Genomic DNA, 25083 nt, shown 5'->3' with positions numbered 1-25083 from the left:
CGGGAGGTGTCTGGAACGCACCTGATACGCCCCTATATAAAGGAAGCAAAAGGACGACCGAAACATGATCCAGTCCCTGGAAGCACACCGGACGAGCCCTGTGTCATGGACCCGTCAAGCTCGCACCGCATTAAAATGCAGCACGTTGAAACAAAAAAAGCCGCACAAGGCGGCTTTCTTTCACCCCTCAACACTCGAAGTGTTGCGAGATTTGTAACTGGTGCGGACGGAGAGACTCGAACTCTCACACCTTGCGGCGCTGGAACCTAAATCCAGTGTGTCTACCAATTCCACCACATCCGCGTTTTGAAGCGCTTAAAGCAAAGGCGCCAGATTATGAATCTGGCGCCTTTTCGAATATGGGGTGGACGAAGGGGATCGAACCCTCGACAACGGGAGTCACAATCCCGTGCTCTACCAACTGAGCTACGCCCACCATATTGCGTTGTAACCGACGCATTCAAACTGAATGCTACTTGTGCCAAAGCTGCCTAATGGCGCACCCGGCAGGACTCGAACCTGCGACCATCCGCTTAGAAGGCGGATGCTCTATCCAGCTGAGCTACGGGCACTTATTTCATTTGCCTTCGTGAGACTGCAAATTAAGAGCTTTCAATCACGCTGAGCAGATCTTAACTCTACCTGACCTATTCAACCTTTCGACTTGATTTGCCGCTTCCGGCTAATCCTGTGTGGGGTTGTGCCCGACAAGTGCGACGAATCTTATAGACGGCCTAAAAGGTCGTCAACACTTTTTTCAAAAAAATTCAGTTAATTAAAGGGGTTAGCTTATTAAGCGGACCAACCGTCTTTGCCCTTGCGTCAGGTCATGCGAGAATGCGCGCTCTTTTTCCCTCCCCTTCCGATGGTTAATCACGCGTAATGACTGCAAAACTAATAGACGGCAAAGCGATCGCAGCCAACCTGCGCCAGCAGATCGCTCAACGAGTCGCCCAGCGTCGCGAGCAAGGCCTGCGCACGCCCGGCCTCGCGGTGATTCTGGTCGGCAGCGACCCCGCCTCTCAGGTTTACGTCTCGCACAAACGCAAAGACTGCGAAGAGGTCGGCTTCATCTCCCAGGCCTATGACCTGCCCAGTGAAACCTCCCAGACCGAACTGACCGATCTGATCGATCGCCTCAACGACGACCCGGCGATCGACGGCATCCTGCTGCAACTGCCGCTGCCCGAGCATCTGGAATCCTCCAGCCTGCTGGAGCGCATCCGCCCGGATAAAGACGTCGACGGCTTCCACCCCTACAACGTCGGTCGGCTGGCCCAGCGCATCCCTCTGCTGCGGCCCTGCACCCCCAAGGGCATCATGACCCTGCTGGAAAGCACCGGTGTCGATCTGTACGGCAAGGACGCGGTCGTGGTGGGTGCTTCCAACATTGTCGGTCGCCCGATGGCGATGGAGCTGCTGCTGGCAGGCTGCACCGTGACCGTGACCCATCGTTTCACCCAGGATCTTGCCGGACACGTCGGTCGTGCCGATCTGGTGGTCGTGGCGGCCGGTAAGCCGGGCCTGGTCAAGGGCGAGTGGATCAAGGAGGGCGCCATCGTCATCGACGTCGGCATCAACCGTCAGGATGACGGCAAGCTGGTGGGCGACGTGGTGTACGAAACCGCCCTGCCCCGTGCCGGCTGGATCACGCCGGTGCCAGGCGGCGTCGGCCCGATGACGCGCGCCTGCCTGCTGGAAAACACGCTGTATGCGGCTGAAACGCTGCACGGCTGATTTCCCAAGCCCTGAGCACCAAAGCGCACACATGAAAAACGGCACCCGAGGGTGCCGTTTTTTTATGCGCCGAACGTAGAAGCGTGCAGGTTACTTCTTCGCGGCTTCCCAGCTCTTCAAGAGGTCCGAGTAAGCGATGGTTTCGCCCTTCGGTTTCTCGTTGGCCAGTTTGCGTTGCGGCGCCAGGAATGCACCGTTGCTCTTCTCGGCTTTGGTGTACCACTCTTCGGCCGACGTTTCCGGGTTCATCTTCGGTGCGCAACCACTCGCATCCTGCACCTTGGAGCGCTCGATGCGAGTCATGATAGCGTCCTGGTCCTTGGCCAGACCGTCGAGGGCCGCCTGGGCGGTTTTCTCGCCGGTGACGGCTTCAGCCACGTGACTCCACCACAGCTGTGCCAGCTTCGGATAATCCGGAACGTTGGTGCCGGTTGGCGACCATTGCACGCGGGCCGGGCTGCGATAGAACTCGACCAGACCACCGAGTTTCGGCGCCAGAGCGGTCATCTCTTTGGAGTTGATGTCCGATTCGCGAATCGGCGTCAGGCCCACGATGGTTTTCTTCAGCGAGACGGACTTCGACGTCACGAACTGCGCGTAGAGCCAGGCGGCCAGGCGTTTCTTCTCTTCAGTGGACTTGAGGAAGGTCCAGGAGCCCACGTCCTGATAACCCAGCTTCATGCCCTCTTTCCAGTAAGGACCTTTTGGCGACGGCGCCATCCGCCATTTCGGCGTGCCGTCGGCGTTCATCACAGGCAGGCCTGGCTTCGTCATGTCAGCGGTGAAAGCGGTGTACCAGAAGATCTGCTGAGCGACGTTACCCTGGGACGGCACCGGGCCGGACTCGGAGAACGTCATGCCCGCCGCTTCAGGCGGTGCGTAAGCCTTGAGCCAGTCGATGTATTTCTGAGTGGCGAACACGGCTGCCGGGCCGTTGGTGTCGCCGCCGCGGGTGATGCTCGAACCGACCGGGTGGCAGTCTTCTACACGGATCCCCCACTCGTCGACCGGCAAGCCGTTCGGCAAGCCTTTGTCGCCGCTGCCGGCCATGGAGAACCAGGCATCGGTGAAGCGCCAGCCCAGGGACGGGTCTTTCTTGCCGTAGTCCATGTGGCCGTAGACTTTCTTGCCGTCGAGTTCCTTGACGTCTTCGCTGAAGAACTTGGCGATGTCTTCATAGGCGGACCAGTTCACCGGAACGCCCAGCTCGTAACCGTATTTGGCCTTGAATTTCGCTTTCAGGTCAGGACGCTCGAACCAGTCGGCGCGGAACCAGTACAGGTTGGCGAACTGTTGGTCAGGCAGTTGATACAGCTTGGCCGGCGTGACGACTTTACCGGACGCGTCTTTGACTTCAGGCGACGTGGTGAACGAGGTGCCGATGAAGTCTTTGATGTCGAGCGTCGGAGAGGTGACTTTCGAACCTTCCGGGCTGGCCATCAGGTCGGTCAGAGACATCGCCTTGCCGTAGCGGAAGTGCGTACCGATCAGGTCAGAGTCGTTGACCCAGCCGTCATAGATACTCTGGTTGGACTGCATGGCAGTCTGCAGCTTTTCGATCACGTCGCCTTCCTGCAGCAGGTCGTGAGTGACCTTGATGCCGGTGATTTCGGTGAACGCCTTGGCCAGGGTTTTGGATTCGTATTCATGGGTGGTCAAGGTTTCGGAAACCACCTTGATGTCCATGCCGCGGAACGGCTCGGCCGCCTTGATGAACCACTCCAGCTCCTTGAGCTGATCGGCATCGGACAGCGTGGTCGGCTTGAACTCACTGGAGGCCCACTTCTTGGCGGCATCCTCGTATTGATCGGCCCAGGCCGAAACGCTCAAGCCACTGAGCATCACCATCGTCGCTACCGTCACACTATGTCGCAGCTTGTTTTTCTTATTGAACATAGACACCTCTTGTGTTGATTCTTATGTGATCCCGCGTTTCAACCTTCTTCATTCGTTTGCGGCGCAAGCAAGTCTGCGCTTGCGCCGTCAAAGCCTTCTCAACCCCAACGCATCACCACCAACAGCCAGACCAGAGACAACCCGGAGGCCACCCAGATATTCCAGCTCGTCGCGCCGATCACCATCAGGTGCAGGTAAGCGCTTCCGAGCAGGCCGATGAACAGACGATCGCCGCGCGTGGTGGCAATCGGTAGAAAACCGCGACGTTCAATGCTTGCCGAACGCAGTTCCCAGGCCGTCATCGCAACCAGAATCGCAGCGATGGACGCAAAGAAAATAGCAGTTGGCAGGGTCCAGGACATCCACTCCATTTTTCGACTCCTCAGACACGACCAAGAGCGAAGCCCTTGACCACGTGATTACGAACGAACCAGATAACCAGCATGCCCGGCAGAATGGTCAACACCCCCGCCGCTGCCAGCACCCCCCAATCGATCCCCGACGCCGAAACGGTGCGGGTCATGACCGCCGCGATCGGCTTGGCGTTGACCGAGGTCAGCGTGCGCGCCAGCAGCAATTCGACCCAGGAGAACATGAAGCAGAAGAACGCCGTCACACCGATGCCCGAGCCAATCAGCGGGATGAAAATCTTGCCGAAGAACTTGGGAAAGCTATAGCCGTCAATGTAGGCGGTTTCGTCAATCTCCTTGGGAACGCCGGACATGAAGCCTTCCAGAATCCACACCGCCAGCGGCACGTTGAACAGACAGTGCGCCAACGCTACCGCAATGTGCGTGTCGAACAGGCCGATGGACGAGTACAGCTGGAAGAACGGCAGCAGGAAAACCGCAGGTGGCGCCATCCGGTTGGTCAGGAGCCAGAAGAACAGGTGTTTGTCGCCGAGGAAACGATAGCGTGAAAACGCGTAGGCCGCAGGCAATGCGACGCTCAGCGATATCACCATATTCAGGCAGACGTAGTACAACGAGTTGATGTAGCCGCTGTACCAGCTTTCGTCGGTGAAGATCACCTTGTAGTTCGCCAGCGTGAAGTCCTGTGGGAACAGGGTCAGGCCGCCGAGGATTTCGGTGTTGGTCTTGAACGACATGTTGACCAGCCAGTAGATCGGCACCAGCAGAAACAGCAGGTAGATCCACAGCGGTATGAGCTTTTTGAACGACACTTTCTCGCGCTTGTTCATGGGCGCTCCTCAGTTCTTTTCGCTGTGGGTCATGGCGGTGTAGAACACCCACGACACCAACAGAATGATCAGGAAATACACCAGCGAGAACGCCGCCGCAGGGCCCAGGTCGAACTGGCCGAGGGCCATGGTCGTCAGGGTCTGGCTGAGGAAGGTCGTCGAGTTGCCCGGACCGCCACCGGTGAGCACGAACGGCTCGGTGTAGATCATGAAGCTGTCCATGAAGCGCAGCATCACCGCGATCAGCAACACGCTTTTCATCTTCGGCAGCTGGATGTGTCGGAACACGGCCCAGTTGGACGCCCGATCAATTCGCGCTGCCTGGTAGTACACGTCCGGAATGGCGCGCAGACCCGAGTAGCACAGCAATGCCACCAACGAGGTCCAGTGCCAGACGTCGATGACCAGCACGGTCACCCATGCGTCGGACGCGTTGGCCGCGTAGTTGTAGCTGATGCCCAGCACATCGTTGAGGATCCAGCCCAGCAGGCCGATGTCGCCACGGCCGAAGATCTGCCAGATGGTGCCGACCACGTTGAAGGGGATCAGCAGCGGAATGGTCATCACGATCAGGCACACCGATGACCAGCGCCCCTTGGTCGGCATGGTCAGGGCGATGCCGATGCCCAGCGGGATTTCGATCAGCAGTACACAGGCGGAGTAGATGAACTGGCGCAGCAGCGAGTCATGCAGCCGCGGGTCCTGCAGCACTTGCCGGAACCAGTCGGCGCCGACGAAGTAGCGGCTGGACTGGTCGAAGATGTCCTGCACCGAATAGTTGACCACGGTCATCATCGGAATGATGGCGCTGAACGCCACCAGCAGGAACACCGGCAGCACCAGCCACCAGGCCTTGTTGTTTTGCACTTTAGTCATGGGACACCTCGCTGGCCGGCAGTGTGTTCGCCGCGGCCTCCAGCAGAAATTCATCGGCGTAGAGCATCAGCCATTGCGCCGGGAAACTGATCCAGGCCTGACCCTGGGGCACCGGCTTGTCTTCCTGCACGCGTACTTTCAGCAACTGACCGGCCAGCTTGAGGGTGAGGATCTTGTAGGTCCCCAGGTCCTCGACGTAGGTCACTTCGGCTTGCATGGCGTCATCGTTGGGGCTGTCCCAGACGTGCACGAACTCCGGACGAATCCCGACCTTCAACGTGCTCCACTGAGTGGCGGCCAGACGCTGCTGCAAGGCCTCGGAAAGCGGTAGATGAATGCCGCCGAAACCCACGCCGCCCGCTTCAGGCTTGACCTCGATGAGGTTCATACCGGGGCTGCCGATGAAATAGCCGACGAAGGTGTGGTGCGGTTTTTCGAACAGTTCACGCGGGGTGCCGAACTGAACGATCTGGCCGCCGTACATCACCGCAATCTTGTCGGCGAAGGTCGATGCCTCCAGCTGATCGTGGGTGACGTAGACCATGGTGATGTTGAACTGCTCGTGAATCTGCTTGAGCTTGCGGCGCAGTTTCCACTTCAGGTGCGGGTCGATCACGGTCAGCGGTTCGTCGAACAGAATCGCCGACACGTCATCGCGAACCAGCCCGCGGCCCATGGAGACTTTCTGTTTCTCGTCAGCGGTGAGGCCTTTGGCTTTCTTCTTCAGCAACGGCTGCAAATCCAGCACGTCGGCGATTTCCTGCACCTTGATCTTCACTTTCGCTTCCGGCATGCCCTGATTGCGCAGCGGAAACGCGAGGTTGTCGTACACCGTCATGGTGTCGTAGACCACCGGAAACTGGAAAACCTGAGCGATGTTGCGCTCCTCCGGGGACATGTCGTTGACCACGGTGGTGTCAAACAGGACCTTGCCTTCAGACGGGCTGAGCAGGCCGGAGATGATATTGAGCAGGGTCGATTTGCCGCAGCCTGACGGGCCGAGCAAGGCATACGCGCCGCCCTGCTCCCAGATGTGGGTCATTTCGCGGATGGCATAGTCTTCAGGGCCGGTCGGATTGGCGCTGTAGCTGTGCGCGAGTTGTTGCAAGCGGATCTCGGCCATCAGGCAACCCTCGCCATGCGCAGGCCCGGCGCCTGAATCAGGCCGCCCTGCTGATCGAATACGAACAGTTTGTGAGTCGGGATGTACACGCGAATCGGCGTGTCCACGTCGTACTCGTGGACACCCGGCAGATGCAGCACCAGCGAGAAATGCTCGTTGCGCACGTGCAGGAAGGTTTCCGAACCGCTGATCTCGGCGAGCTCGACGGTCACCGCCAGTTCGAGGTCGTCGTCGTTGGACGGCACCAGGCTCAGGTGGCTCGGGCGCACGCCAAAGCGGTACTCGCCGTCACCGATGGTGCGCAGGTCGACGTTCAGCGGGAAGTGCACGAAGTTGGCGAAGCTGACCTCGTTGCCTTCGATACGACCGGGCATCAGGTTGATCGGCGGCTCGGAGAACAATTCGGCGGCCAGCACGGTTTTCGGCTGGTGATACACCTCGGGCGTGCGGCCGCTCTGGATCACGCGGCCTTCGTGCAAAATCGTGGTGGTCCCGCCCAGCGCCAGCGCTTCGTTCGGCTCGGTGGTGGCGTAGATAGCAATGGTGTTGCGCGTTTCGAACAACTGGCGCATTTCCTGACGCAGCTCTTCGCGCAGCTTGTAGTCGAGGTTGACCAGCGGCTCATCGAACAGAATCAGTTCGGCGTCCTTGACCAGCGCCCGCGCCATGGCCGTGCGCTGCTGCTGGCCGCCGGACAATTCGAGGGGGTGGCGGCTGAGGAACTTTTCGATGCGCAGCATCTTCGCGGTTTCGCGAACGCGGCGGTCGATTTCGTCCTTCGACATCTTGGCCTGGCGCAGTGGCGAGGCGATGTTGTCGTAGACGGTCATGCTCGGATAGTTGATGAACTGTTGATACACCATGGAGACATTGCGATGGCGCACCGCGACCTGGGTGACATCTTTGCCATTCATCAGTACCCGGCCGCTGTCTGGCTTGTCCAGACCGGCCATCAAGCGCATCAGGCTGGTTTTGCCTGATAAGGTGCGCCCCAGCAATACGTTGAATGAGCCGGGTTCAAAGCTCAGCGAAGCATCATCGATCCAGATCTGACCGTCGACGGCGCGGCTGACGTGCTCAAGCGTGAGAGACATGGCGTGCCCTTTTTATTTGTTTTGTTCGGGGTGTTGCGTGTTTGCCGTATGGCAGGTCGTGACATCCGTTGACCGATTGTGCTGACCGATTGTTGGATAGCGACAATCGTGCCAACCGGCCCGCCCAGGCGCTTTCTGGCTGGAATACCCGGACTAGAGCGGTTGCGACAATTTGCCGCACAGACCGGCATTCGTTGATGAACATAAATGAACAGGAAAGGCTGAACACCTGAACAAAATGAACATTGACTTTGAACAATCCTGAACAACAATGGGTGGACGTTTTCGAGCAGGGATGCTCTGCCTAGCGGCATCTCGACAACAATAAATAAAAGTACTCGGACGGAGCCATTTCATGGCCACAGCAGGCACATCCCCCAGCCACGACACCATCATTCAGGACTCGTGGGCCCGTTGCCGCGAGTTCGGCCTCGACCACCAGTCACGGCCGTCCTTCGGTCGCCTGCCCGATCAGCAGGTGTCGCAACTGCTCGAGCGCCACCACTCACTGGTGCAGACCACTCACCAGCAGGTGCTGCCCTTCTACGAGAACATCCTGAGCAACTCCAATTGCCTGATCCTGCTCGCCGATCAGCAGGGCCAGGTGCTGAATTCCTGGGGCAACAAGCGCTTCGTGGAGCCCGATCAACAGCCGGGTTTCGTCGCCGGGGCCAGCTGGCTGGAGCAAAGCGCCGGCACCAACGCCATCGGCACGGCGCTGGCCTGTGAACAGGCTGTACACATCGAACACGATGAACACTTTCTCAAGGCCAACCGTTTCATGACCGGGTCGGCGGCGCCTATTTTCGATGCGTCGCGGCGGATGATCGCGGTGCTCGATGTGTCCAGCGACAGCTTCCTGCCGCCCTCCCACACCCTTGGGATGGTCAAGATGATGAGCCAGACCATCGAAAACCGGCTGATCCTCGACCAGTTCCAGCACAGCCATTTCCAACTGGTGTTCAACACCGGCCTGAACAACCTCGACAGCCAGTGGGCCGGGTTGCTGGTGTTCGATGAAAGCGGCCGTGTGCTCTGCGCCAACCGTCGCGCCGACAACCTGCTGGGTCTCAGCCTGCTCAACGCCAACATCGAAAACCTGTTCAAGGCACCGATCGCCGATCTGCTTGATCAAATGGAAGGCCAGCCCTTCCCGCTTCAGGCCTCTGGCCACAACCGTTTTCATTGCGTGTTGAAGCGGCCGAAGGCGCCGGTGCTCAAGCTCAGGACGGTGCCTGCGCCTGTTCCGATTCAGTCCCGATCAACCACGGTAGGTGCCATTGAGCCCGGCATGGGTGACGAGCGGATCGAGAAAGCCGCGCGTCAGGGGCAGCGACTGCTGGAGAAGAACGTCCCGCTGTTGATCCTTGGCGAGACGGGTGTGGGCAAGGAAGTGTTCGTCAAGGCCTTGCACCGCGCCAGCTCCCGGGCTGATCAGCCGATGATTGCCGTGAACTGCGCGGCGATCCCGTCGGAGCTGGTCGAGGCCGAACTGTTTGGCTATGAAAAAGGCGCGTTCACCGGCGCTCACCATAAAGGCAGCATCGGGCTGATCCGCAAGGCTGACAAAGGTACGCTGTTTCTCGACGAGATCGGCGACATGCCGCTGCCGGTTCAAGCGCGTCTGCTGCGGGTGCTCCAGGAACGATGCGTACAGCCGGTAGGCAGCAGCGAGTTGTACCCGGTGGACATTCGGGTGATTTCCGCCACTCACTGCTCATTGCGCGAACACGTGCAGAACGGACGCTTTCGTCAGGATTTGTACTACCGCATCAGCGGGCTGAACCTGGAGTTGCCCCCGTTGCGGGATCGCAGCGATAAACCCGCGCTGGTGCGTGCCATCTGGGAACAGCACCGCGAACCCCAGCAGACAGCGGGCTTTGAGCCGCAGGTGATGGAGCTGTTCGAACGGCACCCGTGGCCGGGAAACCTGCGGCAGTTGAGCAACGTGATTCAGGTGGCGTTGGCGCTGGCCGATGATCAACCGATTTCCACCGAGCATCTGCCGGAAGACTTTTTTGCGGACCTGGCGATGGGCTGTGAGCGCGTCGAGCCCGAGACAGTGCTCAACCGCAAGGCTGCGCTGGACACGCCGGAAGAGCTGAGCGAATTGTTGCAGGCGGCCGGCGGGAACATCTCGCAGTTGGCGAAACGCCTGGGGGTGAGCCGGAATACGCTGTACAAGCGATTGCGAGAACAGGGGTTTTGATTGGGGATTTTCGCTAGCGCGCAGGGTACGGGAAAACGGACGCGGAGCGTCCGGCGCTGAATTCCCACGCGGAGCGTGGGAACGATCAACACAAATTGCGGCCGTAATTCAGCCCCCTTTGAATGCCGACTTACTGGCGAAACGCAGCGCCCTGTAGGAGCCGGCTTGCTGGCGAAAGCGGTGGGTCAGTAGATCACTCCATGGCTGATTCACCGCATTCGCCAGCAAGCCGGCTCCTACAGTCACGGGCATCTGATCGTTCCCACGCTCCGCGTGGTAATGCCGCCCAAGACGCTCCGCGTCAAAGAAGACGCGGAGCGTCAGAGGATGCATTCCCACGCAGAGCATGGGAACGATCACCGCAGATGCATCTGCCGACACACACTGTAGGAGCGCGCTTGCCCGCGAGAGCGATTGAACACGCGTTGCCGATCAGTCCGCCAAACGCCAGGTGGTGCTGCCTTTGCTGTCTTCCAGCACAACGCCCATGGCGGTGAGTTGATCGCGGATGCGGTCGCCTTCAGCCCAGTTCTTGTCAGCGCGCGCCTGCAAGCGGGCGGCGATCAAGGCTTCGACTTCTGCGGCATCCACACGACCTTCGGCGCCGGCGCGCAGGAAGTCGTCGGCTTCCAGCTGCAACACGCCCAACACGCTCGCCAGCTCCTTCAAGCGCGCCGCCAGACCTGCCGCTGCGTTGACATCGCTGTCGCGCAGGCGGTTGATCTCGCGGACCATCTCGAACAGCACGGCGCACGCTTCCGGCGTACCGAAGTCGTCGTTCATCGCAGCGGAGAAACGCTCGACGTACGCCTCGCCACCCGCAGGCTCCGCGACCGGCAGGCCTTTGAGCGCGTGATAGAACCGCTCCAGCGCGCCTTTGGATTCCTTCAGGCTGTCTTCGGAATAGTTGATCGCGCTGCGGTAGTGGCTCGACACCAGCAGGTAACGCACCACTTCCGGATGGTATTTATCCAGCACGTCGCGAATGGTGAAGAAGTTGTTCAAGGACTTGGACATCTTCTCGCCATTGATGCGGATCATGCCGCAGTGCAGCCAGGCGTTGGCGTAGGTCTTGCCGGTCGCGGCTTCGCTCTGGGCAATCTCGTTTTCGTGGTGCGGGAATTCCAGGTCGCTGCCGCCGCCATGAATGTCGAAGGTCTCACCCAGGCAGCAGGTGGACATCACCGAGCATTCGATGTGCCAGCCCGGACGCCCCGCACCCCACGGCGATTCCCAGCTCGGCTCGCCCGGCTTGACGCCTTTCCACAGCACGAAATCCAGCGGGTCGTCCTTGGCTTCGTCAACTTCGATGCGCGCGCCGATGCGAAGGTCTTCGATCTTCTTGCGCGACAGCTTGCCGTAGCCGAGGAATTTGCCGACGCGGTAGTACACGTCGCCATTGCCCGGGGCGTAGGCATAGCCCTTGTCGATCAGGCGCTGGATCATGTCGTGCATGCCGCCGATGTAATCGGTGGCGCGCGGCTCCATGTCCGGCTTGAGGATATTCAGCCGCGCTTCGTCCTCGTGCATCGCGTCGATCATGCGCGCGGTCAGGGCGTCGAACGCCTCGCCGTTTTCACGGGCGCGGTTAATGATCTTGTCGTCGATGTCGGTGATGTTGCGCACGTAGGTCAGGTCGTAGCCGCTGAAACGCAGCCAGCGGGTGACGACGTCGAACGCCACCATGCTGCGGCCGTGGCCCAGGTGGCAGTAGTCGTACACGGTCATCCCGCAGACGTACATGCGCACCTTGTTGCCATCCAGCGGCTGGAAGATTTCTTTGCTCTTGCTGAGCGTGTTGTAGATAGAAAGCACGTTGCCTACCTTAGCTCCACGAGTCGCGGAGCGTCACAGTCCGGTTAAAGACCGGATGACCGGGTTTCGAGTCCTTCAGATCCGCGCTGAAATAGCCTTCGCGTTCGAACTGGAAACGGTCTTCCGGCTGAGCGTCAGCCAACGACGGTTCAGCGCGACAACCGGTCAAAACCTGCAAGGAGCCCGGGTTGATGTTGTCCAGGAAGGTCTTGCCCTCTTCTGCTTTCTCAGGGTTTGCCGACAGGAACAGACGGTCGTACAGACGCACTTCGCATTCGATGCTTTCGGCTGCCGGCACCCAGTGCACAACGCCTTTGACCTTGCGGCCTTCAGGGTTCTTGCCCAGGGTTTCCGGGTCGTAGGAGCAACGCAGCTCGACGATGTTGCCGTCGGCGTCCTTGATCGCTTCATCGGCGCGAATCACGTAGCTGCCACGCAGGCGCACTTCGCCGTTCGGCTCAAGACGCTTGTAGCCCTTCGGCGGCTCTTCCATGAAGTCGTCGCGGTCGATGTAGATCTCGCGGGAGAACGGCAGCTTGCGCACGCCGAGTTCTTCCTTCTGCGGATGGCGCGGCAGTTCGAGGTGGTCGACCTGGCCTTCCGGGTAATTGGTGATCACGACTTTCAGCGGACGCAGCACGCACATGGCGCGCGGGGCGTTGTGGTCCAGGTCCTGACGGATGCTGAATTCCAGCATGCCGAAATCGACCACGCCGTCGGAACGGTTGGTGCCGATCATTTCGCAGAAATTGCGGATCGACGCCGGGGTGTAGCCGCGACGGCGGAAGCCCGACAGCGTCGACATGCGCGGGTCGTCCCAGCCCTGCACGTGCTTTTCATCGACCAGTTGCTTGAGCTTGCGCTTGCTGGTGATGGTGTAGTTCAGGTTCAGGCGCGAGAACTCGTACTGGCGCGGCTTGCAAGGCACCGGCAGGTTGTCGAGGAACCACTCGTAGAGCGGGCGATGGCTCTCGAATTCCAGGGTGCAGATCGAATGGGTAATGCCTTCGATGGCGTCCGACTGACCGTGGGTGAAATCGTAGATCGGGTAGATGCACCACTTGTCACCGGTCTGGTGGTGGTGGGCGTGACGAATGCGGTAGAGGATCGGATCGCGCAGGTTCATGTTCGGCGACGCCATGTCGATCTTGGCGCGCAGTACGCGGGCGCCGTCTTCGAACTCACCGGCTTTCATGCGGCTGAACAGGTCGAGGTTTTCTTCGACGCTGCGATCGCGGAACGGGCTGTTCTTGCCCGGCTCAGTCAGGGTGCCGCGGTATTCGCGAGCCTGCTCGGGGGTCAGGTCATCGACGTAGGCCTTGCCCGTTTCGATCAGATGCACCGCCCAGGCATACAGCTGGTCGAAGTACTGCGAGGCATAACGCACTTCGCCGGACCACTCGAAGCCCAGCCATTTGACGTCGGCTTCAATGGCGTCGATGTATTCCTGGTCTTCCTTCGCCGGGTTGGTGTCGTCGAAGCGCAGATGCGTGACGCCGCCGAATTCTTGAGCCAGACCAAAGTTGACGCAGATCGACTTGGCATGACCGATGTGCAGGTAGCCGTTGGGCTCCGGCGGGAAGCGGGTCACGATCTGGGTGTGCTTGCCCGAATCCAGGTCTGCCTGCACGATGGGGCGCAGGAAGTTGGTTGGAATGGCAGGGCCTGCCTTGGAATTCGCAGCGGCATCTTGAGTGGGCTTGCTCATAGGATCCTTGTACGGGTCGCGGCCAGGAAGGCCGGTTAAATCAAAGCGCCTATCATAGCCGAAGCTGTCAAGCCCCTGACAGCGCGCTGTGACAAAACTGCCGAGATGGGCGCGTTGTCAGCAGCAACCGCCGGCGCAATCGCAACTACCCGAGCAGCGGCTACCCTCTGTAAACTGCCCGCCTGGTGTGAATCAGCGGCACTGGCCTCGCATCCCGATGGCCGACTGCCGCGATCACTGCCTCTCACCACGACTTCAAAGAGCGAGCTGACCATGTCGAAAGTAAAGCTGACCACCAACCACGGTGAAATCGTTCTGCAATTGAACGCAGAGAAGGCGCCGCTCACCGTCGCCAACTTCATCGAATACGTCAAAGCCGGCCACTACGTAAACACTGTGTTTCACCGCGTGATCGGCAACTTCATGATCCAGGGCGGCGGCTTCGAACCGGGCATGAAAGAGAAGAAAGACAAGCGCCCGAGCATCCAGAACGAAGCCGACAACGGCCTGCCGAACAAGAAGTATTCTGTGTCCATGGCCCGCACCATGGAGCCCCATTCAGCCTCGGCGCAGTTCTTCATCAACGTCGCCGACAACGATTTCCTCAACCACAGCGCCAAGACCGTGCAGGGCTGGGGTTACGCCGTGTTCGCTGAAGTGGTGGAAGGCACTGACGTGGTCGACAAGATCAAAGGCGTCGCCACCACGTCCAAGGCCGGTCATCAAGACGTGCCAACTGACGACGTGATCATCGAGAAAGCCGAGATCGTTGAGTGATATTGCTGATCTCCGATCTGCACCTGGAAGAGGGACGCCCGGACATTACCCGGGCGTTTCTCGGTCTGCTGAATGGGCGCGCGCGCAATGCCGAGTCGCTGTACATCCTTGGGGATTTTTTCGAAGCCTGGATCGGCGATGACGCCATGTCGCCCTTTCAGCGCTCGATCTGCCAGGCGCTGCGCGCGTTGAGCGACAGCGGCACGCGGGTGTTCCTGATGCATGGCAATCGCGACTTCATGATCGGTCAGGCGTTTTGCAAAGCGGCGGGCTGCACGCTGCTCAAGGACCCGAGCGTCGTGAATTTCAACGGCGAACCGGTGCTGCTGATGCACGGCGACAGCCTGTGTACGCGGGACGAAGCCTACATGCGCATGCGCCGTTACCTGCGCCATCCGCTGACGCTGTGGGTGCTGCGGCATCTGCCGTTGAGCACGCGGCACAAGCTGGCGCGCAAGCTACGCAACGAAAGCCGTGCACAAACGCGGATGAAGGCCAACGACATTGTCGATGTCACGCCGGAAGAAGTCCCGCGGGTGATGAACGAGTCTGGCGTGAAGACGCTGATTCATGGCCACACCCACCGTCCTGCGGTTCATCAACTCGATCTGGGTAACACCACGGCGCAGCGCATCGTGCTCGGGGACTGGGATCGCGAGGGCTGGTTGCTGCAGATCGATGAACGCGGATTCCATCTGGAATCGTTTGCGTTCGAGCCTGAGCCGGGTTTGCCGAATGAGCAGGGCGACCGGCAGCCCTAAACGCAGCCTCGTTGCCGGGCACTAAACCTGTAGGAGCGTGGCTTGTCCCGCGATCTGGCGCGCAGCGGCAGTAAACCGGTAAAACGCGATGCTCCTGATACACCGCGCTTGCAGGTTTTACGACCGGTTCCCGGCCGATCGCGGGACACGCCACGCTCCTACCGTATGCGCCCGACAGCGGTGATCAATGCCCTCCCCCAGGCGCCGCCTTCGCGGTAAACGGCGGTTTGGCCAGCCAGATGATCAGGATCAGCGACAGGAACACCCAGCCCATCATGTAGAAGTAGTCCACTGTGGACATCATGTACGCCTGGCTGGTGACCATCGAATCGAGCTGTGCATACGCCTGATTGCTCGCCCCGCCCAGGGTTTCCAGCGCATGCCGCGTTGTCGGCTCGTAGGCGTTCACGCTTTCGCTCAGATAGGCGTGGTGCTGATCGGCGCGGCGTATCCAGATCCAGGTGGTCAAGGACGCTGCGAAGCTGCCGCCCAAGTTGCGCAAAAACGTCGCCAGCCCCGAGCCGTCGGCAATCTGCGATGGCGGCAGGTCGGAGAGCAGAATGCTCAAGGTCGGCATGAAGAACAGCGCAATCCCCGCCCCCATGAACAACTGCACCAGCGCAATATGCTCGAAATCCACCTGACTGGTGAAGCTTGCCCGCATGAAGCAACTCAGGCCAATCCCCAGAAACGCGAGACCGGCGAGCAGGCGCAAGTCGAATTTATGCGCGTAACGTCCCACGAAGGGCGACATCAACACCGGCAGCACGCCGAGTGGCGCCACCGCCAGCCCCGCATAGGTCGCCGTATAACCCATCTGCGTTTGCAGCCACTGGGGCAGAATCAGATTGATCCCGAAGAACCCCGCGTAGCCCGCCACCAGACAGATCGTCCCGTAGCGAAAGTTGCGAAACGCAAACAGCCGCAGGTTGACCACCGGGTGATCATCCGTCATTTCCCAGATGACAAATGCTGCCAGGCCAATCGCTGAAATCGCCGAACCGATAATGATGAAGTTCGACTCGAACCAGTCCAGGTCATTGCCTTTGTCGAGCACGATCTGCAGCGCACCCACGCCGATGATCAGCGTGATAAGCCCCACGTAATCCATGGGCTGGCGACTGGTGCTGACCGGCCGGGTCGCCATCTGCTGACGCACCACGAACGCTGCGAACAGACCGATCGGCACGTTGATGAAGAAGATCCACGGCCAGCTGTAACTGTCGGTGATCCAGCCGCCGAGAATCGGCCCGGCAATCGGCGCCACAACGGTGACCATGGCCAGCAATGCCAGTGCCATCCCCCGTTTCGCCGGGGGATACACAGCGATCAGCAGCGTTTGCGTCATCGGGTACAACGGCCCGGCAACCATGCCTTGCAAAACCCTGAAACCCACCAGCTCAGGCATCGAGGTGGAAATGCCGCAGAGAAAGGAGGCAGTCACGAACAGCAACGTCGCCCACAGAAACAGCTTCACTTCACCGAAGCGTCGGCTGAGCCAGCCGGTCAGCGGCAGCGCGATGGCGTTACTGACAGCGAACGAGGTGATGACCCAGGTGCCCTGCTCCGAACTCACGCCGAGGTTGCCGGAGATGGTCGGCAAGGCCACGTTGGCGATGGTCGTGTCGAGCACTTGCATGAAAGTCGCCAGCGACAGGCCGATGGTGGTCAGCAACAGGCTTGGCGGCGTAAAAGAAGCGGGAGCGTTAGTACTCATCGCGAATCCTTTGACACTCGAAGATCACCCCGGCCGGCAGAAGCGGGCCGGGGCAGATGGATTGGCGAATCAGCGCTGGGCCGTCTTGCCGCCGGTTGACGCGCTGTTCTCGTGGATAACGCGGGCAATCATGGTGTCGGCGTCGGCCAGTTGTTTGGCGTACACATCGGTGGTGAACAGCGGCTGCTTCGGCGGTTGCTGCGCCAGCACCGGACCGCTCTGGTCGTGCAGGTTCACGTCAACGGTGGTCGACAGGCCGATGCGCAGCGGATGCTTGGCCAGTTCGTCGGCGTTGATGTGAATCCGCACCGGTACACGCTGGACGATCTTGATCCAGTTACCCGTAGCGTTCTGCGCGGGCAGCAAGGCAAACGCACTCCCGGTACCGGCGCCGACGCTGTCCACGGTGCCGCTGTATTTGACGTCGCCGCCATAGAGGTCCGCTTCAATGTCCACCGGCTGGCCGATGCGCATCTGGCCGAGCTGGGTTTCCTTGAAGTTGGCGTCGATCCACAGCTGGTCGAGGGGAATCACGGCCATCAGCGCAGTGCCCGGCTGAACCCGCTGGCCCAGTTGCACGGTGCGCTTGGCGACGTAACCGGTCACCGGCGCGATCAGCGTGCTGCGCGCATTGCTCAGGTAGGCCTGACGCAGCTGCGCGGCGGCCGATTTGACGTCAGGATGCGAGGACACCTGGGTGTCGTCCACCAGCGCGGTGCTGGTCGCCAGTTGCTGCTGGATGTTGGCCAACGCATTCTGCGCGCTGGTCAGGTCATCCTTGGCGTGGGACAGCTCTTCCTGGGAAATCGCCCCGCCCGCCGCCAGACTGCGACGACGGTTGTAGTTGTCCTGGGCCTTCTGCACTTCGGCGCGCTGGGCCGCCAGTTGCGCTTTCATGCCGTCGACATTGCTGTACAGACCGCGCACCTGGCGCACGACTTTGGCCAGGTTGGCTTCGGCGCTTTGCAGCGCCACTTCGGCGTCGTTCGGGTCGAACTGGACGAGCACCTGACCTTCACGAACCAGATCGCCGTCATCGGCGCCGATGCTTACCACGGTGCCGGTGACTTGCGGGGTGATCTCCACGACGTTGCCATTGACGTAGGCATCGTCGGTGCTCTCGCTCCAGCGACCGTACATTTCGTACCAGGCCCAGACGCCAATAACGCCAAGCACCACGACCAGCAACAGGCCGAGCAACAGCAGCTTGCGCTTGCGCGGATTCTTGGCCGGTGTGGTCTGCTCGGCGCCTTTGTCAGCAGCCTTGTCAGCGCCCTTGTCAGGCGTCGAGGCGTTGACGTCCTGTTGTTCGTTTGCAGCGTTGTTGTCGGTAGTGGCAGTGGCCATGACAATTACCTTAATGAGTCAGCGAAGCAGTTGACGGGACGACCGGGGCGGCGTTTTCGCCGGGCTTGCTGTCTTCGAAGCCTCCCCCGAGGGCCTGCATCAACTGGATCGAAAGATCGATTTGTTCCGCGTTGAGATCAGCCTGTTGGCGTTGCGATTGCAGCAGTTGTTGCTCGACGCTCAGCACGTCCAGGTAATTACCGATCCCGGATGAGTAGCGCTGAACGACGGTGTCGTAGGATTTCTGAATCACGTCAGTCGCCTGCTGGCGCGCCTCGATCTGACGGCGGATGTCACGCAACTGACCGATGCCATCGCTGACATCGCCCAGCGCCCGGACCAGCGTCTTGTTGTACTGCGCCACGGCAAGGTCGTAGTCGGCGTCCCGCGCATCCAGGTCGGCACGGCGACGGCCACCGTCGAAAATCGGCAGCGACACCGTCGGCGCGACGTTGAAGAAGCGACTGGCCGAGCCGAACATCGCATCACCCAACAGCGACTCCACCCCTGCCGACGCACTCAGGTTGAGGTTCGGATAGAAGTTGGTCTTGCTGACGTCGATGTTTTTGCTCGCCGCTTCAACCCGCCAGCGCGCTGCGACCAGATCCGGACGACGGCCCAGCAATTCCGCTGGCACCACCGAAGGCAGGGCCACGACGGCGGGTTGCAGCAGCGCCGGCCGGCTTAACTGCTCGCCCCGGTCCGGGCCTTTGCCCATCAGCACGGCCAGCTGGATTTTCGCGCTGCGCAGGGTTTTTTCCGCATCCGCCAACGATTCGCGAGAGTTGGCTTCCAGGCTCTGGGTCTGCTCGTACTGGTACTCGCTGTCGATGCCCGACTTGAAGCGTCGCGCGCCCAGGTCCAGCAGTTGCCGCGTGCGCTTGAGGTCTTCGGCCGCCAGGTCGCGGACGTTATAGGCCTGGCCCAAGTCGCTGTAGGCGCGGGCAACGTCGGCGGCAAGGGTCAATTGCGCCGCTTGCTGGTCAACTTCACTGGCACGGGCCTGGCCCAATGCCGCTTCCCAGGCAGCACGCTGGCCGCCCCACAGATCGAAGTTGTAATTGAAGCCGGCGCTCAGGCTGCGCAAGGTGCTGTAGCGATCGCCCGCCCCGGTCGGGTCCTGGTCACGGGCCAGGCGCGAACGGCTGACGCTGGCGTCGGCCTCCACGGTCGGCATGCGTTCGGCGTCGGCGGCGTATGCCTGCGCTGTCGCCTGATGGGTGCGGGCAGCGGCAATCTGCATGTCCGGGCTGTCGCGCAGCGCTTCGGTGATCAGGCTATTGAGCTGCGGATCACCCAGGCTGGTCCACCAGTCACGCTTCGGCCACGCCGCCGGCGACAGGGTGATGCCGTTAAGGCTCTGGGCGGTCTGCAGACTGTTGGCATCGATGCCGACGGCTTCGGTTTTCAGGCCTTTGGAACTGGCGCAACCGGCCAGCACCAGTGCCACGAATATCAGACTCAGAGAAGTGCGCAGGGTCGAGCCCTGCTGAATGTGAGTGTTCATTGTTCGGCGATCCGGGCAATCGTGATGGGGTCGCCCGAGGCAACCAGAATTTTCGTCAGGATTTTTTCCAGCGCCAGCAGTTCGCTGTCTTCCAGTACGCCCACCATCTCGTTCATCGCATGGGCGCCGATTTCCGGCAGCAGGTCGGAGAGCGCTTTGCCTTCATCGGTCAGCACCAGCTGCACCTGACGCCGATCGGATTCCGAGCGCGCGCGGGACAACAGGTTTTTCTGTTCCAGACGGTCGAGCATGCGGGTCATCGAACCGCTGTCGAGGTTCAACATGCGGCAGATGTCGGCCGGGGTCTCGGCGCAGAAACGCGCGATCATCACCAGCACCTTGAACTGCTGTGCGGTGACGCCGTGGGGCTCGAGATGCCGGTCGAGGATGCGGTTTTTCAGCTGCTCAGTCCGGCCCAGCAACATGCCCAGCAGACTGTCGTGAAAGTTTTCAGGAGTGAAATGCGCCATTGATAGCCACCCATTATCTGCTTAGGCAGTGAATGGAGTGGATCTTACTGCCTAGGCAGTAAACACACAATGAAACAATATTTAAGGCGCGCGAATTCGGACGAACGTGGTTCGCCCGGTTAATGAGGTGATCCGGAGGTAGGGCAACTTAGTGAGTTCGCCACCGATCCGTAGGAGCCGGCTTGCTGGCGAACGCGTCGTGACGGCCGATGATTACGTCGAATGTGCGAACCGATTCGCGGGCAAGCGCGCTCCTACAAAACAGCGTTTGCCATTGATGGGCTTAAACCGCCGGCACACCACTGTGAAAGCGGAAGTCTTCGTCCGGGCTCAGGATCAGCTCGCGCTCGGCCAGGCGAATTTCTTCGATCTTGGCGTCGACGTCCGCCTCGGTGCCGTAGGTGTAGGCGAGCTTCAGGTAGTCCTGAAAATGCCGAGCCTCGGACTTGAGCAGGCTGGCGTAGAACTTCGACAGGTCTTCGTCCAGATGCGGCACCAGCGCAGCGAAGCGTTCGCAGGAGCGCGCTTCAACGATGGCGCCGACGACCAGCGCGTCGGTCAGGCGGTAGGGGTTGTGGGTGCGAACGAGTTTGCGCAGCGACCCGGCATAGCGCGCCGAACTGATGTTGGCCATCGGAATGTTGCGCTTCTTGATGATGCCGATCACCTGCTCGAAGTGACGCAGCTCTTCGCGCGCAAGCCGCGACATCTTGGCCAGCAGATCGAACTTGTCGTTGTACTGGAACATGAACTGAAACGCCGCACCGGCGGCCTTCTTTTCATTGTTGGCGTGATCGATCAGCAGGATATCCAGATTCTGCAAGGCGGCCTGAACCCAACTGTCGGGCGTGGGACAAAGCAGGAAGGCGTCGATTTCTGGATAAATCTGCATGGGTTCACGGATGGCTGGCTGGGCAAGGCGCAGCATTATACGGAGCCTGACGGGCAGAGCCAGCCTGCGCAGATGAAAAGCGCAGGATTTACTTCCAGCGCGTGAGGGTCACGCCACTGTCAGACCGTGCCCATCGCATCCTTGAGGAAGCCGGGCGCGATGTAGCGCTCGTAGTGCGCTTCGGAGAGCAGGAAGAACTCCCGATCAATGGCATCGCGCAACTCAGGCAGCGACCAGTCGCGAAATTCCGGCAGCAGCACCATGCCGTAGGCGTCCAGCTGGTTGATCACCCGCGCCCCCCGGGCAATCAACTGGTACGCCCAGCAATATTCGGACTGGTGCGGGACGAAACGGATTTTGCGTTGCTCCAGTTGCGCCCGCAGCTTTGCCGGATCGAAGACCTCGACCTTCCCCGCCATCACCTGCACCAGCAGCTGCTCCAGGCGCAGCCAGACGGCGCGCTTCGCGTCTTCGTCGTAGCCGTTCCAGTGAATCACTTCGTGGTGGAAGCGCTTGCATCCACGGCACACGAGGTCGCCGTAGACGGTGGAGCACAGGCCCACGCAGGGCGTCTTGATGATTTGATTGGGCATGGCAAGGCAACACGACGGCGAACGAAACAAGCCGGCATGTTAGCCCTTTGTCTAACGAGGTACACCCTTCAACCTGTAGGGGCTAACTTACCTTCAGCGGTTTTTTACCGTAGAATCACCGGGCCTTTTAAGGCGCCAATGTCCGTTGGAAGCTGTTTTCAAAGCGTCACGAGCACAGTCAGGGCCTTTTACGAAGGCCCGCCCCGCAGTCCGGTCCGACGTAAGTTCGCTTACGTCCCCTCCCCCGACCGATCATGCAGGCGTAAAACTTTGAAAACAGCTTCTGTTGGAGATCGTCAGCTTCCTGCCAAGAAACTTTAAAAAGTTCGAGCGCGCCGATGCGGACCTTCTCTGGATGAGCGTCCCGGACACCCATTTGGGACCACTGATGAGGGTAATACTGTGCTTGAAGCCTACCGTAAACACATCGAAGAGCGTGCCGCCCTGGGTATCGTGCCCCAGCCGCTTAACGCCGAACAAACCGCAGGCCTGGTCGAGCTGCTGAAAAACCCACCGGCTGGCGAAGAAGCTTTCCTGCTTGATCTGATCACCAATCGCGTTCCACCTGGCGTTGACGAAGCTGCCTACGTCAAAGCCGGTTTCCTGTCCGCTCTGGCCAAGGGCGAAGTCACCTCCCCTCTGCTGGACCGTAAACACGCTGTAGAGCTGCTCGGCACCATGCAGGGCGGTTACAACATCGTGACCATGGTCGAGCTGCTGGACGACGCTGCATTGGGTCAGGTCGCTGCCGACCAGCTCAAGCACACCCTGCTGATGTTCGACGCTTTCCACGACGTCGCTGAAAAAGCCAAAAACGGTAATGCAATCGCCCAAGGCGTTCTGCAGTCCTGGGCTGACGGCGAGTGGTTCCGCAAGCGTCCGACCCTGGCCGAGAAGATCAGCCTGCGTGTCTTCAAGGTCACTGGCGAAACCAACACCGACGATCTGTCGCCTGCACCTGATGCCTGGTCGCGTCCAGACATCCCGCTGCACGCCCTCGCCATGTTGAAGATGGCCCGGGAAGGCATCGTGCCTGACGTTCAGGGTTCCATCGGCCCGATGAAACAGATCGAAGAAATGCGCGGCCAGGGTTTCCCTATCGCCTACGTCGGCGACGTGGTCGGCACCGGTTCTTCGCGCAAGTCGGCAACCAACTCGGTGCTGTGGTTCTTCGGCGACGACGTCCCGAACGTACCGAACAAGCGCGCGGGCGGTTTCTGCTTCGGCACCAAGATTGCCCCGATCTTCTACAACACCATGGAAGACGCCGGCGCTCTGCCAATCGAATTCGATGTCTCGAACATCAACATGGGCGACGTGATCGACGTCTACCCGTACGCTGGCAAAGTCTGCAAGCACGACAGCGAAGAAGTCATCACCACCTTCGAACTGAAGACCCCTGTGCTGCTGGACGAAGTCCGTGCTGGCGGTCGTATCCCGCTGATCATTGGCCGTGGCCTGACCGACAAGGCGCGCGCCGAACTGGGTCTTGGCCCGACCGACCTGTTCAAGCTGCCTGAAGCCCCTGTCGACACCGGCAAAGGTTTCACCCTGGCGCAGAAGATGGTGGGCAAGGCCTGCGGTCTGCCGGAAGGCAAAGGTGTGCGTCCTGGCACCTACTGCGAACCGAAGATGACCACCGTCGGTTCCCAGGACACCACAGGTCCCATGACCCGTGATGAACTGAAAGACCTGGCGTGCCTGGGCTTCTCCACCGATCTGGTGATGCAGTCGTTCTGCCACACCGCGGCGTATCCAAAGCCGATCGACGTGACCACGCACCACACGCTGCCTGACTTCATCATGACCCGCGGCGGCGTTTCCCTGCGTCCGGGCGATGGCATCATCCACAGCTGGCTGAACCGCATGCTGCTGCCGGACACCGTCGGTACCGGTGGTGACTCCCACACCCGTTTCCCGATGGGGATTTCGTTCCCGGCCGGTTCCGGTCTGGTGGCGTTTGCCGCGGCCACTGGCGTGATGCCACTGGACATGCCGGAGTCGATCCTGGTCCGCTTCAAGGGCGAGATGCAACCGGGCATCACCCTGCGCGACCTGGTTCACGCGATTCCTTACTTCGCGATCCAGAAGGGTTTGCTGACCGTCGAGAAGAAAGGCAAGAAAAACGCCTTCTCGGGTCGCATCCTGGAAATTGAAGGCCTGGACAACCTGAGCATCGAGCAGGCATTCGAACTGTCCGACGCCTCGGCCGAGCGTTCTGCCGCAGGTTGCACGATCAAGCTGTCGAAAGAGTCGATCACCGAATACCTGAACTCGAACATCACCCTGCTGCGCTGGATGATCGAACAGGGTTACGGCGATCCGCGCACCCTGGAGCGTCGTGCTCAAGCGATGGAAGCCTGGGTCGCCAATCCGGAGCTCATGGTTGCGGACGCTGACGCTGAATACGAAGAAATCATCGAGATCGATCTGGCCGACATCAAAGAGCCTGTGCTCTGCGCGCCAAACGATCCGGACGACGCGCGTCTGCTGTCCAGCGTTGCTGGCGAGAAGATTGACGAAGTGTTCATCGGTTCGTGCATGACCAACATCGGCCACTTCCGCGCTGCGGGCAAGTTGCTGGATCAGGTCAAGGGTCAGCTTCCAACCCGTCTGTGGCTGTCGCCGCCGACCAAGATGGATGCTCATCAACTGACCGAGGAAGGCTACTACGGCATTTACGGCAAGGCTGGCGCGCGCATGGAAATGCCGGGCTGTTCGCTGTGCATGGGTAACCAGGCACGTGTGGAGCCGAATTCGACCGTAGTCTCGACGTCGACCCGTAACTTCCCGAACCGTTTGGGTGATGGGGCGAACGTGTATCTGGCGTCGGCTGAGTTGGCGTCTGTGGCGTCGATTCTGGGTCGTCTGCCAACGGTTGAGGAGTATATGGAGTATGCGGGCAAGATCGACAGCATGGCTGCCGATGTTTACCGGTACTTGAGCTTCGATCAGATCGCGGAATTCCGTGAGGCTGCAGCGAACGCTAATATCCCGGTTGTTCAGGCTTAATAGCTGAGACCGTGTTGAGAGAACCCCGCTTCGGCGGGGTTTTTTTATGGGCTTTTTGCTGGCGCGGGTATTTGGGTTTATGCGGATTTTTGTGGTGGCGCTGGAGTTGGCCTAACGGCCAACGGTTTCGCCTTCGGCGACTTACTTTTGAAAAGCACCAAAAGTAAGCAAAAGTGCTTGCTCTCGGTTGGGCCCCTCGTTCCTCGGGGTTCCTTCACTCCGGTCCCGCTCCGTGGGCCCGCCGCCATCCGCCATCCATGGCGGGGGGCGGCTCTCGCGGCATCCATGCCGCTCGGCCCACTGCGCGAGACCTCCGTTCAGCCTGCACCCAAGTCGCGTTTGGCGGTG

Annotated in this window: 19 protein-coding genes and 3 tRNA genes; 5 read left to right on the top strand and 17 right to left on the bottom strand. The window is 60.3% G+C overall.

The features are described 5' to 3' along the window. Window positions 1–218 precede the first annotated feature (218 nt). The 3 genes from ACQKEN_RS09870 to ACQKEN_RS09860 form a co-directional block, all read right to left on the bottom strand. Window positions 219–303 (bottom strand) — tRNA-Leu (locus ACQKEN_RS09870). Window positions 304–360: 57 nt separating this feature from the next. Then, a tRNA-His gene (locus ACQKEN_RS09865) sits at window positions 361–436 on the bottom strand. 59 nt (window positions 437–495) lie between these two features. Continuing rightward, window positions 496–572 (bottom strand) — tRNA-Arg (locus ACQKEN_RS09860). A gap of 310 nt (window positions 573–882) precedes the next feature. On the opposite strand from ACQKEN_RS09860, the gene folD reads away from it, so the two are divergent. After that, window positions 883–1737 carry a bifunctional methylenetetrahydrofolate dehydrogenase/methenyltetrahydrofolate cyclohydrolase FolD gene (folD, locus tag ACQKEN_RS09855; protein ID WP_074892073.1) on the top strand — a complete coding sequence of 285 codons (855 nt, stop codon included), beginning with the start codon at window positions 883–885 and terminating at the stop codon, window positions 1735–1737. A gap of 90 nt (window positions 1738–1827) precedes the next feature. Here the strand turns inward: folD and ACQKEN_RS09850 are convergent, their stop codons facing one another. The 6 genes from ACQKEN_RS09850 to ACQKEN_RS09825 all read right to left on the bottom strand — a co-directional run bounded on the left by ACQKEN_RS09850 (window position 1828) and on the right by ACQKEN_RS09825 (window position 7927). Further along, window positions 1828–3633 (bottom strand): ABC transporter substrate-binding protein, encoded by a 1806-nt coding sequence (locus ACQKEN_RS09850; protein WP_074892075.1) that lies wholly within the window; start codon window positions 3631–3633, stop codon window positions 1828–1830. Between the two features lie 98 nt (window positions 3634–3731). Next, window positions 3732–4004, bottom strand: a complete 273-nt coding sequence (locus tag ACQKEN_RS09845; protein WP_074892077.1) for a DUF2160 domain-containing protein — start codon at window positions 4002–4004, stop codon at window positions 3732–3734. 11 nt (window positions 4005–4015) lie between these two features. Beyond that, the gene (locus ACQKEN_RS09840; RefSeq protein ID WP_074892149.1) at window positions 4016–4816 is read right to left on the bottom strand and encodes a carbohydrate ABC transporter permease; all 801 of its coding nucleotides are present in this window, start codon (window positions 4814–4816) and stop codon (window positions 4016–4018) included. A gap of 27 nt (window positions 4817–4843) precedes the next feature. Next, entirely contained in the window at window positions 4844–5710 is an 867-nt protein-coding gene (locus ACQKEN_RS09835; protein WP_122537610.1) for a carbohydrate ABC transporter permease, read from the bottom strand. Continuing rightward, the gene (locus ACQKEN_RS09830) at window positions 5703–6833 is read right to left on the bottom strand and encodes an ABC transporter ATP-binding protein (RefSeq protein ID WP_427685298.1); all 1131 of its coding nucleotides are present in this window, start codon (window positions 6831–6833) and stop codon (window positions 5703–5705) included. Before ACQKEN_RS09830 ends, ACQKEN_RS09835 begins: the two co-directional genes overlap by 8 nt. Beyond that, complete coding sequence (locus tag ACQKEN_RS09825; protein WP_074892082.1) at window positions 6833–7927, bottom strand: ABC transporter ATP-binding protein; 1095 nt, start codon at window positions 7925–7927, stop codon at window positions 6833–6835. The genes ACQKEN_RS09830 and ACQKEN_RS09825 overlap by 1 nt, the downstream gene beginning before the upstream one ends. Window positions 7928–8282: 355 nt before the next feature. On the opposite strand from ACQKEN_RS09825, the gene ACQKEN_RS09820 reads away from it, so the two are divergent. Next, entirely contained in the window at window positions 8283–10136 is a 1854-nt protein-coding gene (locus ACQKEN_RS09820; protein ID WP_427685297.1) for a sigma-54-dependent Fis family transcriptional regulator, read from the top strand. A gap of 432 nt (window positions 10137–10568) precedes the next feature. On the opposite strand, the gene cysS is transcribed toward ACQKEN_RS09820, so the two are convergent. Both cysS and ACQKEN_RS09810 read right to left on the bottom strand, forming a co-directional pair. Further along, window positions 10569–11951, bottom strand: coding sequence for a cysteine--tRNA ligase (gene cysS, locus ACQKEN_RS09815; RefSeq protein WP_427685296.1), 1383 nt, complete (start codon window positions 11949–11951; stop codon window positions 10569–10571). 10 nt (window positions 11952–11961) lie between these two features. After that, window positions 11962–13659, bottom strand: a complete 1698-nt coding sequence (locus tag ACQKEN_RS09810) for a glutamine--tRNA ligase/YqeY domain fusion protein (protein ID WP_133773445.1) — start codon at window positions 13657–13659, stop codon at window positions 11962–11964. 273 nt (window positions 13660–13932) lie between these two features. Here ACQKEN_RS09810 and ACQKEN_RS09805 point away from each other — a divergent pair, with 273 nt between their 5' ends. Beyond that, the gene (locus ACQKEN_RS09805; protein ID WP_427685295.1) at window positions 13933–14436 is read left to right on the top strand and encodes a peptidylprolyl isomerase; all 504 of its coding nucleotides are present in this window, start codon (window positions 13933–13935) and stop codon (window positions 14434–14436) included. Further along, window positions 14433–15197, top strand: coding sequence for a UDP-2,3-diacylglucosamine diphosphatase (locus ACQKEN_RS09800; RefSeq protein ID WP_427685294.1), 765 nt, complete (start codon window positions 14433–14435; stop codon window positions 15195–15197). The genes ACQKEN_RS09805 and ACQKEN_RS09800 overlap by 4 nt, the downstream gene beginning before the upstream one ends. Window positions 15198–15381: 184 nt before the next feature. Here ACQKEN_RS09800 and ACQKEN_RS09795 read toward each other — a convergent pair whose 3' ends face one another. The 6 genes from ACQKEN_RS09795 to ACQKEN_RS09770 all read right to left on the bottom strand — a co-directional run bounded on the left by ACQKEN_RS09795 (window position 15382) and on the right by ACQKEN_RS09770 (window position 21723). Then, entirely contained in the window at window positions 15382–16914 is a 1533-nt protein-coding gene (locus ACQKEN_RS09795; protein WP_427685293.1) for a DHA2 family efflux MFS transporter permease subunit, read from the bottom strand. Between the two features lie 69 nt (window positions 16915–16983). Next, a complete protein-coding gene (locus ACQKEN_RS09790) occupies window positions 16984–18261 on the bottom strand; it encodes an efflux RND transporter periplasmic adaptor subunit (protein ID WP_427685292.1) in 1278 nt (425 codons plus the stop codon). Window positions 18262–18271: 10 nt separating this feature from the next. Next, complete coding sequence (locus ACQKEN_RS09785) at window positions 18272–19768, bottom strand: efflux transporter outer membrane subunit (protein WP_427685291.1); 1497 nt, start codon at window positions 19766–19768, stop codon at window positions 18272–18274. Then, window positions 19765–20238 (bottom strand): MarR family winged helix-turn-helix transcriptional regulator, encoded by a 474-nt coding sequence (locus ACQKEN_RS09780; protein WP_172611304.1) that lies wholly within the window; start codon window positions 20236–20238, stop codon window positions 19765–19767. Before ACQKEN_RS09780 ends, ACQKEN_RS09785 begins: the two co-directional genes overlap by 4 nt. 283 nt (window positions 20239–20521) lie before the next feature. Continuing rightward, on the bottom strand, window positions 20522–21130 hold the full coding sequence (locus tag ACQKEN_RS09775; RefSeq protein WP_133773488.1) for a tRNA-(ms[2]io[6]A)-hydroxylase: 609 nt from the start codon (window positions 21128–21130) through the stop codon (window positions 20522–20524). A 119-nt stretch (window positions 21131–21249) separates the two neighbouring features. Then, window positions 21250–21723, bottom strand: a complete 474-nt coding sequence (locus ACQKEN_RS09770; protein WP_427685290.1) for a DUF1289 domain-containing protein — start codon at window positions 21721–21723, stop codon at window positions 21250–21252. A 402-nt stretch (window positions 21724–22125) separates the two neighbouring features. On the opposite strand from ACQKEN_RS09770, the gene acnB reads away from it, so the two are divergent. Continuing rightward, complete coding sequence (gene acnB / locus ACQKEN_RS09765; protein WP_133773430.1) at window positions 22126–24735, top strand: bifunctional aconitate hydratase 2/2-methylisocitrate dehydratase; 2610 nt, start codon at window positions 22126–22128, stop codon at window positions 24733–24735. The last annotated feature ends 348 nt before the right edge of the window (window positions 24736–25083 follow it).

Origin of the sequence: Pseudomonas sp. NPDC078416 (assembly GCF_050268485.1) — a bacterium.
In the GTDB taxonomy this organism is placed as follows: Bacteria; Pseudomonadota; Gammaproteobacteria; order Pseudomonadales; family Pseudomonadaceae; genus Aquipseudomonas.
The sequence above is the reverse complement of the archived record's forward strand: the minus strand, read 5'-3'. Positions and strand labels throughout refer to the sequence as shown.